At 57.3% G+C, this 18901-nt stretch carries 19 protein-coding genes; 6 read left to right on the forward strand and 13 right to left on the reverse strand.

Translation table 11 applies throughout. The annotated features are described in order from the left end of the window. The first annotated feature begins 93 nt into the window (after nt 1-93). From AC0L8N_RS03045 to AC0L8N_RS03060, 4 genes are all read left to right on the forward strand, one after another. Nucleotides 94-1182 (forward strand): TonB-dependent receptor plug domain-containing protein, encoded by a 1089-nt coding sequence (locus AC0L8N_RS03045; protein ID WP_473666101.1) that lies wholly within the window; start codon nt 94-96, stop codon nt 1180-1182. Continuing rightward, a complete protein-coding gene (locus AC0L8N_RS03050; protein WP_473666102.1) occupies nt 1109-1948 on the forward strand; it encodes a TonB-dependent receptor domain-containing protein in 840 nt (279 codons plus the stop codon). Before AC0L8N_RS03045 ends, AC0L8N_RS03050 begins: the two co-directional genes overlap by 74 nt. After that, complete coding sequence (locus AC0L8N_RS03055) at nt 1900-2184, forward strand: hypothetical protein (protein ID WP_473666103.1); 285 nt, start codon at nt 1900-1902, stop codon at nt 2182-2184. Before AC0L8N_RS03050 ends, AC0L8N_RS03055 begins: the two co-directional genes overlap by 49 nt. Before the next feature lie 369 nt (nt 2185-2553). Then, complete coding sequence (locus tag AC0L8N_RS03060; protein WP_473666104.1) at nt 2554-3351, forward strand: VOC family protein; 798 nt, start codon at nt 2554-2556, stop codon at nt 3349-3351. Between the two features lie 5 nt (nt 3352-3356). Here AC0L8N_RS03060 and guaA read toward each other — a convergent pair whose 3' ends face one another. Together guaA and guaB are read right to left on the reverse strand one after the other, a co-directional pair. Further along, nucleotides 3357-4955 carry a glutamine-hydrolyzing GMP synthase gene (guaA, locus tag AC0L8N_RS03065; protein ID WP_473666105.1) on the reverse strand — a complete coding sequence of 533 codons (1599 nt, stop codon included), beginning with the start codon at nt 4953-4955 and terminating at the stop codon, nt 3357-3359. 5 nt (nt 4956-4960) lie between these two features. Continuing rightward, nucleotides 4961-6430 carry an IMP dehydrogenase gene (gene guaB / locus AC0L8N_RS03070; protein WP_473666106.1) on the reverse strand — a complete coding sequence of 490 codons (1470 nt, stop codon included), beginning with the start codon at nt 6428-6430 and terminating at the stop codon, nt 4961-4963. Between the two features lie 134 nt (nt 6431-6564). Between guaB and xseA the strand changes: the two genes are divergently transcribed. Further along, entirely contained in the window at nt 6565-7941 is a 1377-nt protein-coding gene (gene xseA / locus AC0L8N_RS03075; RefSeq protein ID WP_473670009.1) for an exodeoxyribonuclease VII large subunit, read from the forward strand. After that, nucleotides 7938-8732 carry a peptidoglycan DD-metalloendopeptidase family protein gene (locus tag AC0L8N_RS03080; protein ID WP_473666108.1) on the forward strand — a complete coding sequence of 265 codons (795 nt, stop codon included), beginning with the start codon at nt 7938-7940 and terminating at the stop codon, nt 8730-8732. The genes xseA and AC0L8N_RS03080 overlap by 4 nt, the downstream gene beginning before the upstream one ends. Before the next feature lie 4 nt (nt 8733-8736). On the opposite strand, the gene AC0L8N_RS03085 is transcribed toward AC0L8N_RS03080, so the two are convergent. From AC0L8N_RS03085 to AC0L8N_RS03135, 11 genes are all read right to left on the reverse strand, one after another. Next, nucleotides 8737-9300, reverse strand: a complete 564-nt coding sequence (locus tag AC0L8N_RS03085) for a cysteine dioxygenase family protein (RefSeq protein ID WP_473666109.1) — start codon at nt 9298-9300, stop codon at nt 8737-8739. A 79-nt stretch (nt 9301-9379) separates the two neighbouring features. After that, nucleotides 9380-10468, reverse strand: a complete 1089-nt coding sequence (gene metX, locus AC0L8N_RS03090; RefSeq protein WP_473666110.1) for a homoserine O-acetyltransferase MetX — start codon at nt 10466-10468, stop codon at nt 9380-9382. Nucleotides 10469-10498: 30 nt separating this feature from the next. Continuing rightward, nucleotides 10499-11899 carry a ribosome biogenesis GTPase Der gene (der, locus tag AC0L8N_RS03095; RefSeq protein ID WP_473666111.1) on the reverse strand — a complete coding sequence of 467 codons (1401 nt, stop codon included), beginning with the start codon at nt 11897-11899 and terminating at the stop codon, nt 10499-10501. A gap of 22 nt (nt 11900-11921) precedes the next feature. Continuing rightward, the gene (gene bamB / locus AC0L8N_RS03100) at nt 11922-13112 is read right to left on the reverse strand and encodes an outer membrane protein assembly factor BamB (protein ID WP_473666112.1); all 1191 of its coding nucleotides are present in this window, start codon (nt 13110-13112) and stop codon (nt 11922-11924) included. After that, on the reverse strand, nt 13109-13825 hold the full coding sequence (locus AC0L8N_RS03105) for a YfgM family protein (RefSeq protein WP_473666113.1): 717 nt from the start codon (nt 13823-13825) through the stop codon (nt 13109-13111). The genes bamB and AC0L8N_RS03105 overlap by 4 nt, the downstream gene beginning before the upstream one ends. Nucleotides 13826-13879: 54 nt before the next feature. Continuing rightward, nucleotides 13880-15121, reverse strand: coding sequence for a histidine--tRNA ligase (hisS, locus tag AC0L8N_RS03110; protein ID WP_473670011.1), 1242 nt, complete (start codon nt 15119-15121; stop codon nt 13880-13882). A 79-nt stretch (nt 15122-15200) separates the two neighbouring features. After that, nucleotides 15201-16112, reverse strand: a complete 912-nt coding sequence (locus AC0L8N_RS03115) for a RodZ domain-containing protein (protein WP_473666114.1) — start codon at nt 16110-16112, stop codon at nt 15201-15203. Nucleotides 16113-16127: 15 nt separating this feature from the next. Continuing rightward, a complete protein-coding gene (gene pilW, locus AC0L8N_RS03120; protein WP_473666115.1) occupies nt 16128-16886 on the reverse strand; it encodes a type IV pilus biogenesis/stability protein PilW in 759 nt (252 codons plus the stop codon). Next, complete coding sequence (rlmN, locus tag AC0L8N_RS03125; protein WP_473666116.1) at nt 16883-17989, reverse strand: dual-specificity RNA methyltransferase RlmN; 1107 nt, start codon at nt 17987-17989, stop codon at nt 16883-16885. Before rlmN ends, pilW begins: the two co-directional genes overlap by 4 nt. 20 nt (nt 17990-18009) lie before the next feature. Next, a complete protein-coding gene (gene ndk, locus AC0L8N_RS03130) occupies nt 18010-18441 on the reverse strand; it encodes a nucleoside-diphosphate kinase (protein ID WP_473666117.1) in 432 nt (143 codons plus the stop codon). Between the two features lie 130 nt (nt 18442-18571). Further along, nucleotides 18572-18895, reverse strand: coding sequence for a HesB/IscA family protein (locus AC0L8N_RS03135; RefSeq protein ID WP_473666118.1), 324 nt, complete (start codon nt 18893-18895; stop codon nt 18572-18574). Nucleotides 18896-18901: the final 6 nt, after the last annotated feature.

The following is an 18901-nucleotide window of genomic DNA, read 5'->3' on the forward strand; positions in this document are numbered from 1 at the left end:
GGCGACACCGGCCGAAAACCGAGGCCTTATCGGTTTTCGCAGTAACTGATAAAACCGATGCTCACAGAATCTCATCAGCCATCGCGAGCCAAAATGCCGACGCACCTTACCTGCACGCCTTCTCGTAATCAGCCAGTCAGTTACTCCATCCCGGTTCTCATGTGCTGCATCCTGACAGCCGCCGGCAATCTTGCTTTAGCCAATGAACATGAGGCTATCGACGAAGTGATAGTTGAAGGACGACAGACGGTACTGCTGGGCGAGGCGCGCTCCGCATCCGAGGGTATTGTTGGTCAAATCGATCTGGCTTTGCGCCCGCTTCTGCGCCCCGGTGACGTACTTGAAGCAATTCCGGGAATGATCGTCACTCAGCACAGCGGCTCGGGTAAGTCTAACCAGATGTTCCTTCGCGGGTTCAATCTCGATCACGGCACCGACTTTGCGACCGTTGTGGATGGAATGCCAGTCAATATGCGCACCCACGCGCACGGTCAGGGTTACACGGACATAAATTTTCTGATCCCTGAAACTATTGAGACTCTGCGTTTCGTAAAGGGTCCGTATCATGCAGAACTGGGCGACTTCTCCTCTGCCGGTGGCACCCAGATCAGTACGTTTGCCAAGATGCCGGACAATCGTCTGAAATTTGGCGTTGGCGAGAACGGCTTTCGTCGCCTGCTGGCCATGGGCAACGTCGAATCTGCGGGGTTCAATCTGGCTGGCGCGCTGGAAGCGCAAGCGTACGACGGGCCGTGGTCAGACATTAACGAAGGAGTGCACAAGGTCAATGGCCTGCTGAAAATTGGTCAGGCGGATGATTCCGGCAACTGGGGAATCACGGCCATGTACTACGACAATGACTGGAATTCCGCTGACCAGATTCCGGCGCGTGCTGTATCCCAGGGTTTAATTGACGAGCTGGGATCACTCGATCAAACACTGGGCGGTGAATCGCGTCGTGCCAGCCTGTCGGGGCAGTTCAATCGGGTAAACGAAACCAGTGGTCTGAGTTTGAATGCTTATGTGATCGACTACCGCATGCAACTGTGGTCAGACTTCACCTATCAATTGGACGACCCGCTGCAGGGGGATCAGTTCGAGCAATTCGATGATCGAACGATCTGGGGCGGTTCAGGCACATATGATTGGCTATCTGGTAGGCATCAAGAGCTTTCGCCATAGAGTCGGCGCAGAGCTCCGCTATGACGACATCGGCACTGTCGGCCTCTACCGCACTCTGCAGCGCAACCGCCATGCCACCACGCGCGAAGATAGCGTCAAGGAAGCCAGCATCGGCCTGTTTTATGAGCTGGAATGGCAATTCAGCGAAGACTGGCGAACCGTTCTCGGGTTGCGCGGGGACTATTATCATTTCGATGTGAATGCGGACAATCCGGTAAATGCCGGCACAGAGTCCGACAACACCATCAGCCCGAAGGTGAGTTTGATTTATTCAGTCTCGGGTGTGACCGAGGCGTATCTGAGTATTGGGCAGGGTTTCCACTCCAATGACGCACGCGGCACGACTATCAGTATCGACCCTGTAAGCGGCGATTCCGTCAGACCGGTAGATCCCCTCGTAAAATCAACCGGAGCCGAAGTTGGATTGAAAACGGTTTGGCTGGAAAGCTGGAACAGCTCACTGGCACTATGGCACCTCGAACTGGATTCCGAACTGCTCTTTGTTGGTGATGCCGGTACTACCGAAGCTAGCCGCCCCAGCAACCGCTGGGGCCTGGAGTTCAATAATTACTGGAACATTAACCAAACATGGACGTTGGAGGCCGATCTCGCCTGGACAGACGCAGAGTTTGCAGACAGCGCTCCGGACGGCGACAAGATTCCCGGCGCCATTCCATTCGTGGCGACAGCCGCATTGACGGCCGACTTCCCGAGCGGATGGTTTGGCTCAATGCGGGTGCGCCACTTTCACCCTACCCGCTCATAGAGGACAACAGTGAAAAGTCCGACGGCTCGACGATAGCGAGCCTTGCACTGGGCTGGCAAAGTGATTCCTGGAGTGTCCAACTGGATGTTCTGAACATCTTTGATTCAGACGATCACGACATCGATTACTTCTACCCCTCGAGACTGTCAGGCGAACCGCCTGCAGGCATTGAGGACAATCACTACAAAATCTTTGAACCCCGGCAAGTGCGGGCGTACCTCGTCGTCAATTTCTAGAACGCCGCCGTCCGTATTGAAACTCTGGCGGCGCGGTAGCCTACCGGGCTGCCCCGCCCGGCATTCCGGCCAATGGCAGCCACCTAAAGCTGATAGCTGGCTCTGCAGCCGGTTGAGCTAGAAATTCGAACAGCACTATCGGCGAAAACATCCGGAACAAAAAAAAGCCGGAAAGCAGTTCCCAAACCTGTCGAAATCGAGCAACAGTCAGCGACTACTCGATGACACTTATATCCAGCCATACGTGATCAGCAGCCAATTGAACTTTTGTTTTCCATATTCAAATGGATGATATTTGCTGCGTTGTGACGGTGAAACACTGGAAAATAGTCTAACGGTTTGCAACTTTACGTCCCCAAGGAGGGCAGCATGTCCAATAAGCACGGCGAATTCATCTGGTACGAATTGTTAACCGACAACAGCGATGCCGCACTGGCCTTTTACAGTTCGATACTCGGCTGGCAATCCATTGATAGCGGTCATCCCGAAATGGACTACCGCATTCTCCTCGCCCGGGATAACGACAGCGGAGAATCACACGAAATTGCCGGCATGATGCAACTGACCCCGGGCATGCGCCAGGAAGGCGCCAGACCGGTATGGCTGGGTTATATCGGTGTCGATGATGTCGACCGCGCCGTCACCAATACAGTCGCCGCCGGCGGCGCGGTGCAAATGCCGGCCACCGACATTCCCGATGTCGGCCGTATTGCCATGGTCACCGACCCACAAGGCGTCCCGTTCTATGTAATGCGGGCTTCCAGCGACAAGACGAGTCTGGCTTTCGCCGCGGACAAACCCCGCGTTGGTCACTGCGCCTGGAATGAACTGCTCAGCTCCGATCCGCAGGCCGCAAAAGCCTTTTATTTCAAGGAATTTGGCTGGACTAAAGACGGCGAGATGGACATGGGACCGATGGGAACTTACGAATTCATCCGCCACAACGGCCTCATTGGTGCCGTGATGCCAAAGCCGGAGCCCATGCCGGTACCGCTGTGGAATTTTTACTTCCGATGTGCCGACATTGACCGCGCCTGCCAGGCCGTCACTGACAACGGCGGACAAGTGCTGTACGGACCCGACGAGATCCCCGGCGGCGACTACACCATCAAGGGTATCGATCCGCAGGGAGCACTGTTCGCACTGGTCGGCGCGCGAAAAACGTAACTAAATCACTCCCACTCGATTGTGGCGGGAGGTTTGCCGGAAATGTCGTAGGTCACGCGGGATATGCCATCAACTTCGTTGATGATGCGAAGGCTGACCAGTTCAAGAAACTCGTACGGCAAGCGGGCCCAGCGTGCCGTCATGAAATCGATCGTTTCAACGGCTCGGAGAGCAACGACGTAGTCATAGCGGCGACCGTCGCCCATGACACCCACCGATTTGACCGGCAGGAACACGGCGAACGCCTGGCTGGTCTTGTCATAGAGGCCATGCTTTCTGAGTTCGTCGATGAAGATGTCGTCCGCGAGCTGCAGCGTTTCAACGTACTCGCGTTTTACTTCGCCGAGGATACGCACGCCGAGACCGGGCCCCGGAAACGGGTGCCGATACACCATTGCCGGCGGCAAGCCCAACTGAACGCCGATCTTGCGAACTTCGTCTTTGAACAACTCGCGCAGCGGCTCCACGAGCTTCATGCGCATGTGCTCAGGCAAACCGCCTACGTTGTGGTGCGACTTGATGACGTGCGCTTTGCCAGTAGAAGCGCCTGCTGATTCGATAACATCAGGATAGATCGTGCCCTGCGCGAGCCAGTCGATACCCTCCAGCCGCGTTGCTTCCTCATCGAATACATCGATGAACAAGCCGCCTATGACTTTGCGCTTCTGCTCAGGGTCGCTGACGCCTTCCAATGCGTTGAAGAAGCGATCTGCCGCATTGACGCGAATGACATTCACGCCCAAATGCTGCGCGAAGGTTTCCATGACCTGGTCACCTTCGCGGTAACGCAACAGACCGTGGTCAACGAAGACACAAGTCAATTGATCGCCGATGGCCTCGTGCAATAACGCAGCAACCACCGACGAATCGACGCCGCCTGACAGACCAAGCAATACCTTGCCGCTGCCTACCTGCTCACGGACGCGAGCTATCGCATCGGCTACGATGTTGCCGGGCGTCCAGTCACCTGCACAACCGCAAATCTCGCGAACGAAGCGTTCCAGCATTCGATCACCTTGCAAGGTATGCGTAACTTCAGGATGAAACTGCACGCCGTAGTAGCGACGCTCCGGATCTTCCATCGCTGCAAGGGGAGAGTTCTTGCTGGTACCGGTTGCCACGAACCCTGCTGGCAGTGACTCGACGCGATCACCGTGACTCATCCAGACTTTAAGCAAGGCCGGTTCGTTGTCACCAGCGTCAGTCAGACCGTGCAACAACTCGGAATCCCGCGGAGCAATCTCAGCGTACCCAAACTCGCGGTGCGCAGAGGCTTCCACTTTCCCACCCAGCGCCTTGACCATTGCTTGCATGCCGTAGCAAATACCAAGGACAGGCACACCGAGATCGAATACAGCCTGTGCCACACTCGGCGGACTGTCCAGATTCACTGACTCGGGACTGCCCGACAAAATAATGCCCGCCGGTGCAAACCCGGTGATCTTCGATTCATCCACATCCCAGGGATAGATTTCGGAGTAGACACCGCACTCCCGCACGCGCCGCGCGATGAGCTGCGTGTACTGGCTGCCGAAATCGAGGATAAGAATGCGGTGCGCGTGTATGTCAGCCGATGCTGACGTCGCTGTGGATCCGGAAGTCATCGTACTCAGGTATTAGCGCGGTAGTTTGGCGCTTCTTTGGTGATCGAGACGTCGTGCACATGGCTCTCCCGCATGCCCGCCCCGGTGATACGCACGAACTTGGGCCGTGAACGCATTTGTTCGATATCGTGGCTGCCGGTATAGCCCATCGCCGCACGCAGCCCCCCCATTAATTGATGCACGATAGCAATGACGCTGCCTTTGTAGGCGACACGGCCTTCAACGCCTTCGGGTACCAGCTTCTCCAGCTCTTCGGTCGCATCCTGGAAATAACGGTCTTTAGAACCGTGCGCCTGACTCATCGCGCCGACAGAGCCCATGCCACGATACGACTTGTAGGAACGGCCCTGATACAACTCGACTTCGCCCGGCGATTCCTCGGTGCCGGCGAACAGACTGCCGATCATGATGGAGTGCGCGCCGGCAACAATCGCTTTGGCGATGTCCCCGGAGTACCGAATACCGCCATCCGAAATCAACGGAATACCGCTCTTCTTCAAAGCGCCTGCCACTTCGGCAATCGCTGATATCTGCGGAACACCGACGCCCGCGACGACACGTGTCGTGCAGATAGAACCAGGGCCTATGCCCACTTTAACCGCATCGGCACCTGCCTCGGTCAGCGCTAACGCCGCCTCGGCGGTAACGATATTGCCCGCGATGATCTGCAGTTCCGGATACGCCTGTTTGATGCGACGTACACGTTCGATTACGCCCTTTGAATGGCCGTGCGAAGTATCAACCACGATCACGTCGACACCCGCTTTCACCAGGCCGGCAACACGTTCGTCGGTTTCAGCACCGGTACCAACCGCGGCGCCGACGCGCAAGGCACCGTGCGAATCTTTGCAGGCACGCGGGAAGTCGGAAGCTTTCTGGAAATCTTTGGCGGTGATCATGCCGCGCAGCTCATACCGGTCGTTGACGACCAGCACTTTTTCAATTCGGTGGCGATGCAGGAGACTCAGCACTTCCTCAGAACCCGCGTCTTCGCCAACCGTTACGAGCTTTTCTTTCGGAGTCATCACGGTCGACACCGGCGCATCGAGCTGCGTTTCGAAGCGCAGGTCGCGGTGTGTGACGATGCCGAGGGTTTCCCGGTTCTCAACAACCGGCACACCGGAAATGCCCAGTGAACGGGTGAGCTCGATGACTTCTCGAATGGTCATGTTCGGCGGTACCGTAATCGGGTCCCGCACTATGCCGCTTTCGAATTTCTTGACCTGCAGCACCTGCCGCGCCTGTTCGTCCGGCGTCATGTTCTTGTGAATAATGCCCAGACCGCCTTCCTGCGCCAGGGCAATTGCCAGTCTGGATTCCGTCACGGTGTCCATAGCCGCCGACAGCAACGGAATATTCAGGCGAATTTCCCGGGTAAGCTGTGTGGTCATGTCGACCTCGCGAGGCAGCACGTCCGAAAAGGCCGGCTGCAGTAGGACATCGTCGAATGTCAGGGCTTCGCTGGCAATGCGCATAGAATTCCGGGTTGGCTGATGAAGGTTAGCCGGCGATTCTACGCGGCAGGCATATGACGGTAAACGCCAATCTCGAATTAATTTCCCGTAACGCCGCTGACCGCTGGCAGCAGAACTCGTTCTATACTGCCGCCATGAACGATTTGTTTGCAGCCTCAGGCGACTCGCCTGCCATCTCCGTTTCCGACCTGAACCGCCAGGCAAAAACCCTGCTGGAACGGGGCCTTGCCCGTGTTTGCGTGGAAGGCGAGCTATCCAATCTGGCACGCCCGGCGTCCGGACACCTGTATTTCACGCTGAAAGACTCGGGCGCACAGATTCGTTGCGCCTTTTTTCGCCAGCGCCAGCGTGGCCCCACCATCGGCTTCAGAGACGGCGATCAGATGCTCGCCTTCGGCCGGGTCAGCCTCTACGAGCCGCGCGGCGACTATCAGTTGATCGTTGATCGACTGGAAGCTGCCGGCGAAGGCGAATTGCGCCGACGATTTGAGCTTCTGAAGAAACGCCTGGCCGACGAAGGCCTGTTCGACGACTCGCTGAAACGCCCGCTGCCCGCGCTGCCGCGCCGAATCGGTGTTATCACCTCCCCGTCCGGTGCTGCTGTTCGCGACGTACTGAGCGTTCTCAAACGGCGTTTTCCGGCCGTTCCGGTAGTGGTCTACCCGGCCGCCGTGCAGGGCGATGGCGCACCGTTCGAGCTGATCGCAGCGTTGAACTCGGCGATCAAGCGTGCCGAATGCGACTTGCTGATTATCGGCCGCGGCGGTGGTTCGCTCGAGGATTTGTGGGCCTTCAACAACGAAGAACTTGCGCGCGCCATCCGCGCCTGCCCGATTCCCGTTATCAGCGCCGTTGGCCACGAAGTCGATTTTACGATCGCTGATTACGTCGCAGACCTGCGTGCACCGACCCCATCCGGTGCTGCTGAGCTTGCTGTGCCGGATCAGGCAGAATGGCTGCGCGGACTACAATCGACAGCGCAGCACCTCAGCAAGCTCATACAGCGCCGTCTCGACGACAAAGCGCAGTCCGTTGACTGGCTGGCGCGCCGACTGGCGCAGAGCAGTCCGGCAGCAACGGTCACGCGGCAAACTGAACGTCTGCAAAATGCCCGCCAACGGCTCATGCTCGCTGTTCGCCACAATCTCACTGTGCACGAACGTCGCATTGAACAATGGCAATCCCGTTTGTTGCGCTTTGACCCGAGCACCCGATTGGACAAAAACGCCTGGCAACTGCAGGCGTTACGCGAACGTCTTGAGCGCGCCGCCGTAGGGCGACTGAAAGACCTGCAACAATCGCTCGCCATTACGGCGCGAGCGCTGGATTCCGTGAGCCCGCTGGCCACTCTCGAACGCGGCTACGCCATCGTTACGGATAGTCAGAATGGAGCCGTTTTGCACGACGCCGATGAAGTTGAAATCGGCTCTTCAGTCCGCGCGAAACTTGCCAAGGGTGACTTGCTGGCGACAGTAACCGGACGTGTCACTGCCGCCAAGAGTAAAAAATGATGAGGCACCTGCTCGTATTGCTGTGCTTGCCCCTCTGTGTTTTCGCGCAGCCGATCCACGCGCCGCACCCTGGCGGTATCGCCATAGTAGCGCTGGGTAACAGTGCCAATGCGCCTGACGCAAGGTTCGATGGCAAACCTGTGCTGGTTACGCGTTCTGGTGATGAATGGCTTGCCATCGTAGGCATACCGCTGGATCAGGCGGCAGGAAAAGCGGATGTCGTTATTGCTGAACGTCGCGTGTCGTTCGACGTTGTGCCGCACGCCTATCGCGAGCAGCACCTTACTGTCGCCCCGAAATTCGTCAATCCAGACCCGTCAGCACAAGAACGCATCGCCGAAGAACAACGAAAAGTTGCCGCTGCGATGAATCACTACCGGCGCAGCCCGGTCCCGTTTCAGTCGTTGCAGGCCCCCATACCCGGCGCGCGCAGTGACAGTTTCGGGTCACGCCGGTTCTTCAACAAAGAACCACGCTCACCCCACCGTGGTATGGATATCGCTGGCAACACCGGTACAGAGATCAAAGCCCCGTTAGCCGGCACTGTGCTGCTAACGGGCGATTTCTATTTCACCGGCAACGCCGTGTTTGTTGATCACGGCCAGGGTTTGATCACCCTGTACGCGCATCTGGACAGTATTGATGTGCAGATGGGGGATCAGGTGAATACCGGCACGCGGCTGGGACGAGTCGGTGCAACCGGCCGGGTAACCGGCGCGCACCTGCATTTCGCGACCTATCTGAATGGCACGGCAGTGGACCCGGCACTACTGCTGGAGCCCCCTCGGTAGCAAACTAGTTGTCGTAGCCGAGCGGGCGCTGGGTACGCGTGTAACTGCCGTCGTCCTGACGATCGAAAACGCTGCATTGCTTCATTTCACCGCCGTAAATGTGCAATGAAATTGCCGATGTCTGGTCACAGGGATTGCCGATGCTGTGATATTCGTAGGGCGGAATCAGGCAGCCCGCGCTGCCTACGCCGGCCTCGTACGAGTTACGTGCTTCGAAATGGAAATTACCGTTCTCACGTGACACCAGTTCGTACTGCTGCACGTCGATGCTGCCGCCCCATACACCCTCAACACACCACATGCCGGAATGGTCATGAATAGGCGTGTTCTGCCCCGGCCCCCAGGTCATGACGACAATGGAGTAGCCCTTTTCTTCATTCTTGTGCAACAGACGTCGCGCATAGTGGCCATCAACCGGCGCAGTGAACTCAGTCGGCAAGTCTATTTGCGAGGAACGAATCAGTTTGCAAAGATCGGCCTTGATGGCCTCAACTGTCGCAGCGACACTGTCTTCGGCAACGGCTTCTTCAACAAGTCTTATTAATTCCGCTGTGCCCTGAGTGCTCATACTCGCCTACTCCACTGTGTGTGATGCCAGCATCATAACGCGGATAGCCGAAACCATACACCGTAGTCTTTTGGCGGCATCAGGTATCGAAGAAACTGCACATGACCGGGCGGAATGCGTCCATCTCAACGAGGAAAGAATCGTGCCCTTTCAGGCAGTCCAGCGACTCGAATTTCACGTCCGGAACCACGTTTTGCAGCCCTGCTGCCAGCTCGCGTTGCTGCTGCAGCGGGAACAGGATATCGGTAGTCACGCCCACCACCATCGCCCGCGTGAGTTGCAAACGTTCAAAGCCGGCCCGAAGCGAGCCGCCGTGCTCGGCCAGATCAAACAGGTCTGATGCGCGGGAAAGGTACAGATAGCAATTCGGATCGAACTGGCCGGTGAACTTGTTCGCTTGTGCCTCGAGGTACGACTCCACGGCGAAATCTCCGTGGAACGGACTGTCCGGATCACCTTCTCCGGTGATACGTTCGCGGCCGAAGCGCTGCTCCCATTCCGCGGCTGAACGGTAGGTAATCATGCCCAGCTTGCGGGCAAGTCGTTGCCCCAGCAACGGCGGATCGGAACGGTCGTAGTCGCCATCAAGCCACTTCGGATCTTTGACGATCATTTCGCGCTGCAACGAGCGTACCGCGATGGAAAACGGCAAAGCACGTGCCGCCGATGAAATCGATACAAAGCCGTCACTGATGCCCGGATGCCGAACACAGAACGCAAGTGCACTCATGCCACCCATGGAACAACCGATCACCGTGTGCAGACGTTGCAGACCCAGTTGACGTACAACTTCAAAACCGCCTTCAGCGACATCCTCTAGAGTGAGTATCGGAAAATTAAGTCCGTAGCGTTGCCCGGTTAGCGGGTCGATCGACGCAGGTCCGGTCGAACCGAAACAACTGCCGAGTGAATTGATGCAGATGACAAAGTAGCGGTCGGTATCGAGCGGCAAGCCGGAACCGATCATGTCCTCCCACCAACCGCTGGCACGATTCTCTTGCGACGAAGCGGCATGCGCCGAGGGCGACAAACCAGTGAACAACAGCAACGCATTGTCTTTCGCCGCGTTCAGCTCACCCCAGGTTTCGTACGCGACCACAGGTTCGCGCAAGCTGCCGCCGCGGTGCATGCGAAAATCGCCTGATACTTTTGCGATCCTGCTGGTCATTAGAATGCCCCGTCTGACGACACAACGATGCTAACGTTTTACGTGCTTCATCAACCGCTTGCGACGGTGATCCTGGCGCGGTGTTAACTTGTTGCGGCGACCTGCAAAAGGATTGTCGCTGGTCTTGAACGCCATTCTTACCGGCGTACCTTTGAGTTTGAACACTTTCCGGAAAAAGTTGATCAGGTAGCGCCGGTACGCTTCGGGCAATTTTTCTGTTTGGTTGCCATGAATAACTATTACCGGCGGATTGCGTCCACCCTGATGCGCGTAACGTAAACGGATACGCCGACCTCTGATCATTGGCGGTGGATGCGCTGTTATCGCATCAGCCAATGCCTTGTTCAAATCGACAGTGGACATGTCCCGCGTCGCCGCCCGATACGCCCGTTCCACCGCCGGCAACAAGTCACCAACGCCGGTGCCGTGCAAGGCGGAGATCGTCATGCGCTCCGCAAAATCGAGAAATGGCAAACGTCGCTCCAGTGCTTCGCGCACATGTCGACGTTGATCGCTGTCCAGCCCGTCCCATTTATTGGTTACCACAACGAGTGCGCGACCGCGCTCTGTGCACAGGCCCATCAAGCTCACGTCCTGTTCAGTCACGCCTTCTTGCGCGTCGATGACGGCAAGCACCACCTGCGCCTGCTCCATCGCCTGTAATGCTTTGACTATACTAAACTTTTCAACAGCCTCATGAACCCGTGACTTGCGCCGCACACCCGCGGTATCGATCAAGACATAGGGCCTGCCGTTGCGCTCGAACGGTATCGCGACGCTGTCGCGCGTCGTACCCGGCTGGTCGAAAACAACGACTCGTTCTTCGCCCAATAGGCGATTGACCAGCGTGGACTTGCCAACGTTGGGCCGACCAATAATGGCAATACGCATCGCCTTGTCATCGTCGTCATGGTCTTTGTCATTGTCGGCAGCTGCCGTGCCAACGAACGGCGCCAGCACTTCGTCCATCAACGCGCCGACACGATCACCGTGTGCTGCTGAAATCGATACCGGCTCACCGATACCCAGCGCGTGGAATTCGCTGCCTACAATATCCGGGTCCAGGCCTTCTGCCTTGTTGGCAACCAACCAGGTCTGTTTCGCGTGTTGGCGTGCAAGCGACGCTACGTATTCGTCAGCAGCCGTGCGCCCACTTCGACCGTCCACCATGACAATGGCAACGTCCGCTTCTTTAAGCGCAGTGATGGTTTGCTCGGCCATGAGCTCGCTGATGCCTTCCTCGCCGCCAGCGACACCGCCCGTGTCAATAATCAGGTAAGGAACAGGGCCTTGCTTGCCGAAACCGTACTGACGGTCGCGCGTCAAACCCGGGAAATCCGCAACCAGTGCATCGCGGGAGCGGGTCAGCCGATTAAATAACGTCGATTTCCCGACGTTGGGTCGACCAATGAGTGCTATTACAGGAAGCATGGTAATGACCGCCAGTCACGGCTCAGTTTGTCCCACCGCTTACCGCTTTGGTATCGCGGTCAGGCACGGCGAAGGCGGCCAGAACACCTGACTCGCTCTGTACGTAAAGCTTGCCACCAATTACAGCGGGTGCGCCGGATATCATGCCTTTGCCAACCCGCTTGCGCGCGACCGGCGTGCCATCCAGATTGCTGAAAAAATGCACGTAGCCATCGAAGTCACCGACGACCACGGTCGTATCAAACGGCACCGGTAAGGTCGGCTCGCGCCGCAATAAGGCATCGTTTCGCCAAACTTCACTGCCGTTGCGACGTCCGAGAGCAACAACCTCACCGGAATCGATCGCCGCGTAGAGGTTGTTCCAGTCGGCGCTGACTCCGGTGTAGGTCGAAATTTCCCGGGCCCACAAGACCTGACCGGACTCGGCGGCCAGTGATGCCAACCGGCCATTGTAGCCGCTCGCATAAATGTCCTGGCCGACCGCGGTAATGTTGCCATCGATATCGGCCAGGCGTTCAAGGTCGGACCGACCGCTCGGCGGTGACAACACCGCTTCCCATTCACCGTTGCCGGTGAGCAGATTCGATGCCACCAGCCGACCGTTGTCAAAGCCTGCAATAACCGTATTGCCAACAATCACGGGCGCTGCCGATCCCCGCAATGTCAGCGGCGGCAGGCTTTGTTCCATTGACCAGCGCTCGGCACCGTCAAAGGTGGACAGCACGCGCAACGTGCCGTCGATGGTGTAGACCGCAACAGAATCATCCTTAATAACCGGTGTCGCCAGAACTTCGCCATTGAGTTTGATTCTCCAACGCTCGCTGCCATCGCTCGCGGACAGGCAGATCAGCTCCCCGCCACTACTGCCGATCACCACCAGGTTGTTGCCTACGGCCGGCCCTGCCGACAGGCGCAACTTGGTTTCAATCCGCCAGATTCGCTTGCCCGATTCAGGATCAAACGCCGTGACATTGCCGTCATAACTCGCGGCGTAAATACGGCTGCCGTCGCCGGCGGGTTGCAGTGCGAGGCGCAACGCCTCGGAATCACCGCCCACCTTGGCATCCCACAGCTTGCGAACTTTCAGTGTTTCGTCGAAGTCGAGTAATTCAGCCGGTTGCAGTTCTTCGTCTTTGTCACCGCCGAAAATACTGCAGGCCGACAACAGAACGCTGACGGCAAGCAATGCGCTGATTCTTACCAACTTGCTCACTCCTGGACCTCGGCCTGGGAATCGGCATCGGTTTGTTCCGGCGTCACAGCCGTCGCCGGCAAACTAATGACATCCGCGTCATCACCGCCCGGCAGGTCACCCAGTTTCATGCGAACCAGCGCAACATCCACAGTCTGTTGGCCACGTTCATCAGCGAGCACCGCGTTGTAAGACTCAGCTGCTTTGTCAAAATCGCCCAGTGCGAAATGGGCATCACCAATGACTTCGTTGTAGCGCGCGGCAAATGCGCTGTCTTTAGGTACCTTGAGAAATTCGAGAACTTCGTCCGGCTTCTCCTGGTAAAGCAGGATGCGCGCGAGACGCAAGCGGGCAACGAGCTGCATGGGCTCATCGCCTCGGCCCATTGCGAGCGGTCGCAATACGTCCGCCGCGTCAGCGTCGCGCCCTCTGTCCATGTACAAGCGCGCCATCGCGAGTCGCGCCTGATCGGCATAGACAGTGTCTTGGTATTCGTCGAACAACGTATCGGCAATGGTGCGTGCCGGATCGGTTCGCTCGGCGGCAACTTCTTCGAGCAGCGCTTCGTACTGCGACGAGGCTTTGAGTGCGGTTTCCATTTCGTGACTTCCGCGCATCTTGATGCCCGCAATAATGGCAATACCCAGCGCGACGCCACCAATGACCATCCAGCGATTCTCGGCCCACCAGGCGCGCAGTTCGTCTAATTGTTCTTTTTCAGTTAGATCGTTCACAAATTCTGCCTTTCTGTTATCGGCCCGCTCTGCGGGACCCGTCGAAATTGGTCGTCAGCCTAATCGCTGCGCCAGAATGCCTGCCAATTGCGTCTGCGGAACCTTCGTTTGGTCCTCATCGCTGCGCAAAGGTTTCAACCCTGCTTCCCCGGCACCGACTTCGTCATCACCAAGGATTACCGCGTACGCCGCACCGCTCTTGTCCGCCCGCTTGAGTTGCGACTTGAAACTGCCGCCACCCATGTTGAGCTCAATACCGCACGCCGGCAGGGCATCACGCAAACCCTCAACCAGCTGAAAACCGGCTGTCGCCGCCTGTTCGCCAACCGTCACTACGTAAACGTCGGGCGCGGCTTCAGGGACCTCGCCACCGCACGCAGCGTACAACGCCACCAGGCGCTCAATGCCCATCGCCCAGCCAATCGCTGGCGTCGGCTTGCCACCCAGTTTTTCCACCAAACCGTCGTAACGGCCACCAGAGCAAACTGCGCCCTGCGAACCCAACGCGTCGGTAACCCACTCAAAAACCGTGCGATTGTAGTAATCCAGCCCACGAACCAGGCGCGGGTTTACCGTGAACTCAACACCAGCCGCCGCAATCAATGCCTTCAAGGTTGCGAAATGCTGCGCCGATTCATCGTCCAGGTAATCGACCATTACCGGCGCGCCAGCGACGATTTCCTGCATCTCCGGGTTCTTGCTGTCCAGTATTCGCAACGGATTCTGCTCAAGCCGGCGGATACTATCCTCATCCAGCCTGTTTTTCACGGCTGAAAAGTAGCTGACCAGCTCTTCGCGGTACAAAGCGCGTGACTCGGGATTGCCCAGCGAGTTGATTTCGAGGCGAATCTGCGAAATGCCCAACCGCTGCCACATTCGCGCGCACATGATGATCAATTCGGCGTCCACATCAGGCCCGGCGTAGCCCAACGCTTCAACGTCCATCTGGTGGAACTGCCGGTAGCGCCCTTTCTGCGGCTTTTCATAACGGAACATCGGTCCCGTCATCCACAATTTTTGCCGCTGGTTATGCAGCAGGCTGTTGGTAATGCCAGCGCGCACCATCCCGGCCGTGCCCTCGGGCCGCAATGTAAGGCTTTCACCATTGCGGTCCTCAAAGGTGTACATCTCTTTCTCGACGATATCGGTCACTTCGCCGATAGAGCGTTTGAACAGCTCGGTGAACTCGACGATGGGCAATCGAATCTCACGATAGCCATAAGATTCAACCAACTCGCGGACGATCGTCTCCAGATGCCGCCACAGAATGGCATCCTCTGGAAGTACATCATTCATGCCGCGAATAGCTTTGGTCTTCACTGTGTAATTCCGTAGTTCAGGAGTGTCGCAGACAACAGGTGCCGGCCGTGTGTAGTTAACGATTAATCGACATCCGTGCTGTGTCGCCGCGCCTGTCTGCTGCCGCAATCGTGTACGGCTCGCCGTTCACGCGAATACTGACATTGTCACTGTTGCCCAGCAGAACCCGGACCGGTGCGCTACCGCGCAAATTCACCGTGCGCCCTGATTTGCCGAGGTCGAAGAACAAGCGCTCGCCGTCACTGTCAGTCACTTCAGTCCAGCAATCACCACTAAACTGAAGCTGCAATGCCAGCTCGTCGCTGGCCAATACCGAGGGTGCAGCACGCGCGGCATTTTCCGCGACCGGCACGGCTACCGCAAGCGCCTCGTTCTGCTCTTCTTCAGCTGCCGCCGATTCCATCGGCGCAGGCGCAGACTCGTCGACGGGCTCTGTTGTTGCTGCTACCGTTTCTGCTAGTTCTGCTGATTCCGCCGGAGCCGTTGGTTCGCGTGTTGGCAACGACACGCTGGAACGACCTTGTGAACTCGCCGGTGCGAGCGTCGGTGACGGCGCACTTGCGGGGCGGTTTTGCCACCAGTAATAGCCTCCACCCATAATCAGTAACACCGGAATCAACAGCAACCACGGCAGCAAGTTCAGCTCGCGCTGTTGTTTGCGTGGCCGACCAACAATGGGCGGCGCGCCGGTCGCCTTGTTGAGCAAATAATAATCCGCGATTACATCATTGACCGGTACGCCTACAATATTGGCGTACTTGCGCAAATGGCCTTTAGCGAATACTGGCGCGCCAAGCATCTCAAAGCGATTTTCCTCCAGCGCCTGCACTTTCGATTCATCGATGTGCAGCTCGCGGGCAATATCCGGCAGTGGTATTTTTTTCAAACGGCGGGCTTCCGCCAAACGTTCGCCGGCAACCGGCCCTGTTACGGACTCGTCAGTCGAAGGTTGTTGTTCTTCGCTCATGATTGCCGTAATCGCCTAGCGGCTGGCCAAGACACGCTGCGCCTGCGGTGTGTTCGGAAACTCGCGCAACAGGCGTGTTTCGAACTCACTGCGGGCGCGCTCGTCACCGATGGTGCGTTCGATCTCTACACCCAGCCACAAAATATTCGGCGTTGCCGGATTGGTCGACAGGAAGCGCTGCAAGAAGGCACGGGATGCAAGGTCCTCACCTTGCGCTCGCTTCAGCAAAGTCATCTGTAACAAGGCTTCGCCATAGCCCGGCTTGAATTCCAGAGCATTGCGAAAATACGTTTCTGCCAGCTCATAGTCTGGCTTTTGTGCCATGCAGACTCCGCCGTTCGTCAGCATGACTTCAGGACGGTCGTTGATAGCGGCGCGTTTCAAACGCTGAAACTGTTCGTGCGCATCGTCGTAGCGCTTTTGCTGACAAAGAAACACGGCATAGGAATTACGCACATCGACATCGTCCGGCGCCAGGCGAACCGCACGATCAAAGTGCTGCTCTGCGAGCCGCGGGTTCTCAAGACCGACGTAAGTCAAAGCCAGCGTCGACTGCGCGACAGCCAGCCTGGGGTCGAGCTCAATGGCTCGCAACAAGCGATCGCGAGCGAGCTCGTAGGTACCGTTGCGGTAATAGCGTGCGCCGAGTTGATAGTACTGCGCTGCCGCTTCTGCTGAAGACTTAGGCTCAGCACGCGGTCTGCCCGTCGTGGTGGACACGCAGGCATTCAAAAGCATTACCAGCGCGAGAAGAACTCCAATCCGTATTGTCATGCAGTAGCCACCCTGATGTTTTTGTCGCCAAGCCGAACCCGGATTCGATCTTTGACCTTACCGGCGAGCTGGCCGCAGGCGGCATCGATATCGTCACCGCGAGTCTTGCGGGTAGTTGCCACGATGCCATGTTTTCGCAAACGATTCTGGAAAGCTTCAATGGCGTCCCGTCCCGACCGGCGAAACTCGCTGCCCTCGAACGGATTGAACGGAATCAAATTGACCTTGGCAGGTTTGCCGCGCAACAACGCCGCTAATTCTTCCGCATGCTGCACGCTGTCGTTGACGTCGCGCAGCATGACGTATTCGAAGGTAATAAAACGCCGCGAGTGCTTGTCCGCGTACCGCCAGCAGGCGTCCAGCAACTCGGCAATTGGGTGTACGCGATTGATCGGCACCAGTTTGTCGCGCAGCTCGTCATTCGGCGCGTGCAGCGAAACCGCCAATGCAACGTTGCAGTCATCCCCCAGTCGCTCGATATGCGGCACGATACCCGAGGTACTCAGAGTAACGCGGCGCCGAGACAAACCGTAAGCATTGTCTGACACCAGCAACTCAATGGCGGGCAGCACATTGCGATAATTCGCCAGCGGCTCGCCCATGCCCATGAAGACGACGTTGCTGACCGCCGGATCGCCATTGGGGCGTGGTGGCAACACACTGTTCGCGTGGCTGACCTGGCCGAGAATTTCTGCCGTCGTCAGATTGCGATTAAAGCCCTGCGCACCGGTTGCGCAAAACGCGCAATCCAGGGCACACCCAACCTGCGACGATATACACAATGTGCCGCGCGTCGGTTCAGGAATGAAAACTGTTTCGACGGCCTGCCCCGCTCCGGAGACAAACAGCCATTTGACGGTGCCATCGGACGACGCCTGCTCACTCATCACCGTCGGGCCTTCGATGACCGCGGTCAACTCAAGTCGCTCACGCAACTTTTTCGACAAGTCAGTCATGTCGGCAAAATTGCGCGCACCGCGCTGATACATCCACTGCATCAACTGGCGCGCGCGAAACGGCTTCTCGCCCATATCCGCGATGAACGCCTCAAGACTGCTTAGCGGCAGTCCGAGCAAATTGATTTTTTGCGGGTTGGCGTTCATCGCGAAACAGGCAAAACGCCCTAGCGGGTCCTCGGGCAGATTCCGTCGGAACCAAAGAAAAACCGAATCTCTGCTGCAGCGGTTTCGACAGCGTCCGAACCGTGCACAATATTCTCTTCAATACTGTCAGCGAAGTCGGAACGAATCGTTCCGTCGTCAGCATCAGCCGGATTGGTTGCACCCATGAGGTCGCGATTCACGTTGACGGCCAACTCACCTTCCAGGGCTTGCACCATTACCGGACCCGAAGTCATGTAACTGACGAGATCATTGAAGAACGGGCGTGCCTTGTGCACAGCGTAGAACTCGCCGGCTTGTTCTTTACTCAGATGCATCATCTTGGCGGCGACAATTTGCAGTCCAGCCTTCTCGAAACGTGAGTAAATTTCGCCGATCAGGTTTTTCTGAACACCATCGGGTTTGATAATCGAGAGCGTTTGCTCAACGGACATACTGAGATTCCTTACATGGCTGGGTAATTAGGGACGAATACGCGTGCCGCGCAAAAGCACGGCGAGCCGGTCTGGCTGCCGAGCGTAAGCCTTGAATTTTACTTGGATTAATGGTGGCAGGCAACGCGCCTTAGACGCTGAAGCTCTCACCGCAGCCACATTCGCCAGTGACATTGGGGTTTCGGAAGCGAAATGCCTCGTTGAGGCCGTCTTTGACGAAGTCGATTTCGGTACCGTCGATAAGCGCCAGGCTCTTGGGATCCACGACCAGCTTGACGCCCCGGTCCTCGAATACCTCGTCACCGTCGTCCGCTGCGTCGGCATAATTCACGATATAAGCGAATCCGTTACAGCCGGTCTTTTTCACGCCAACGCGCAAGCCAAAGCCCGTTCCGCGCTGATTGAGGTAATTTTTGACCCGCTCTGCAGCGGGTTGAGTCAGTGATAGTGCCATATGCCT

It is taken from the genome of Woeseia sp. D3-10, assembly GCF_055809415.1.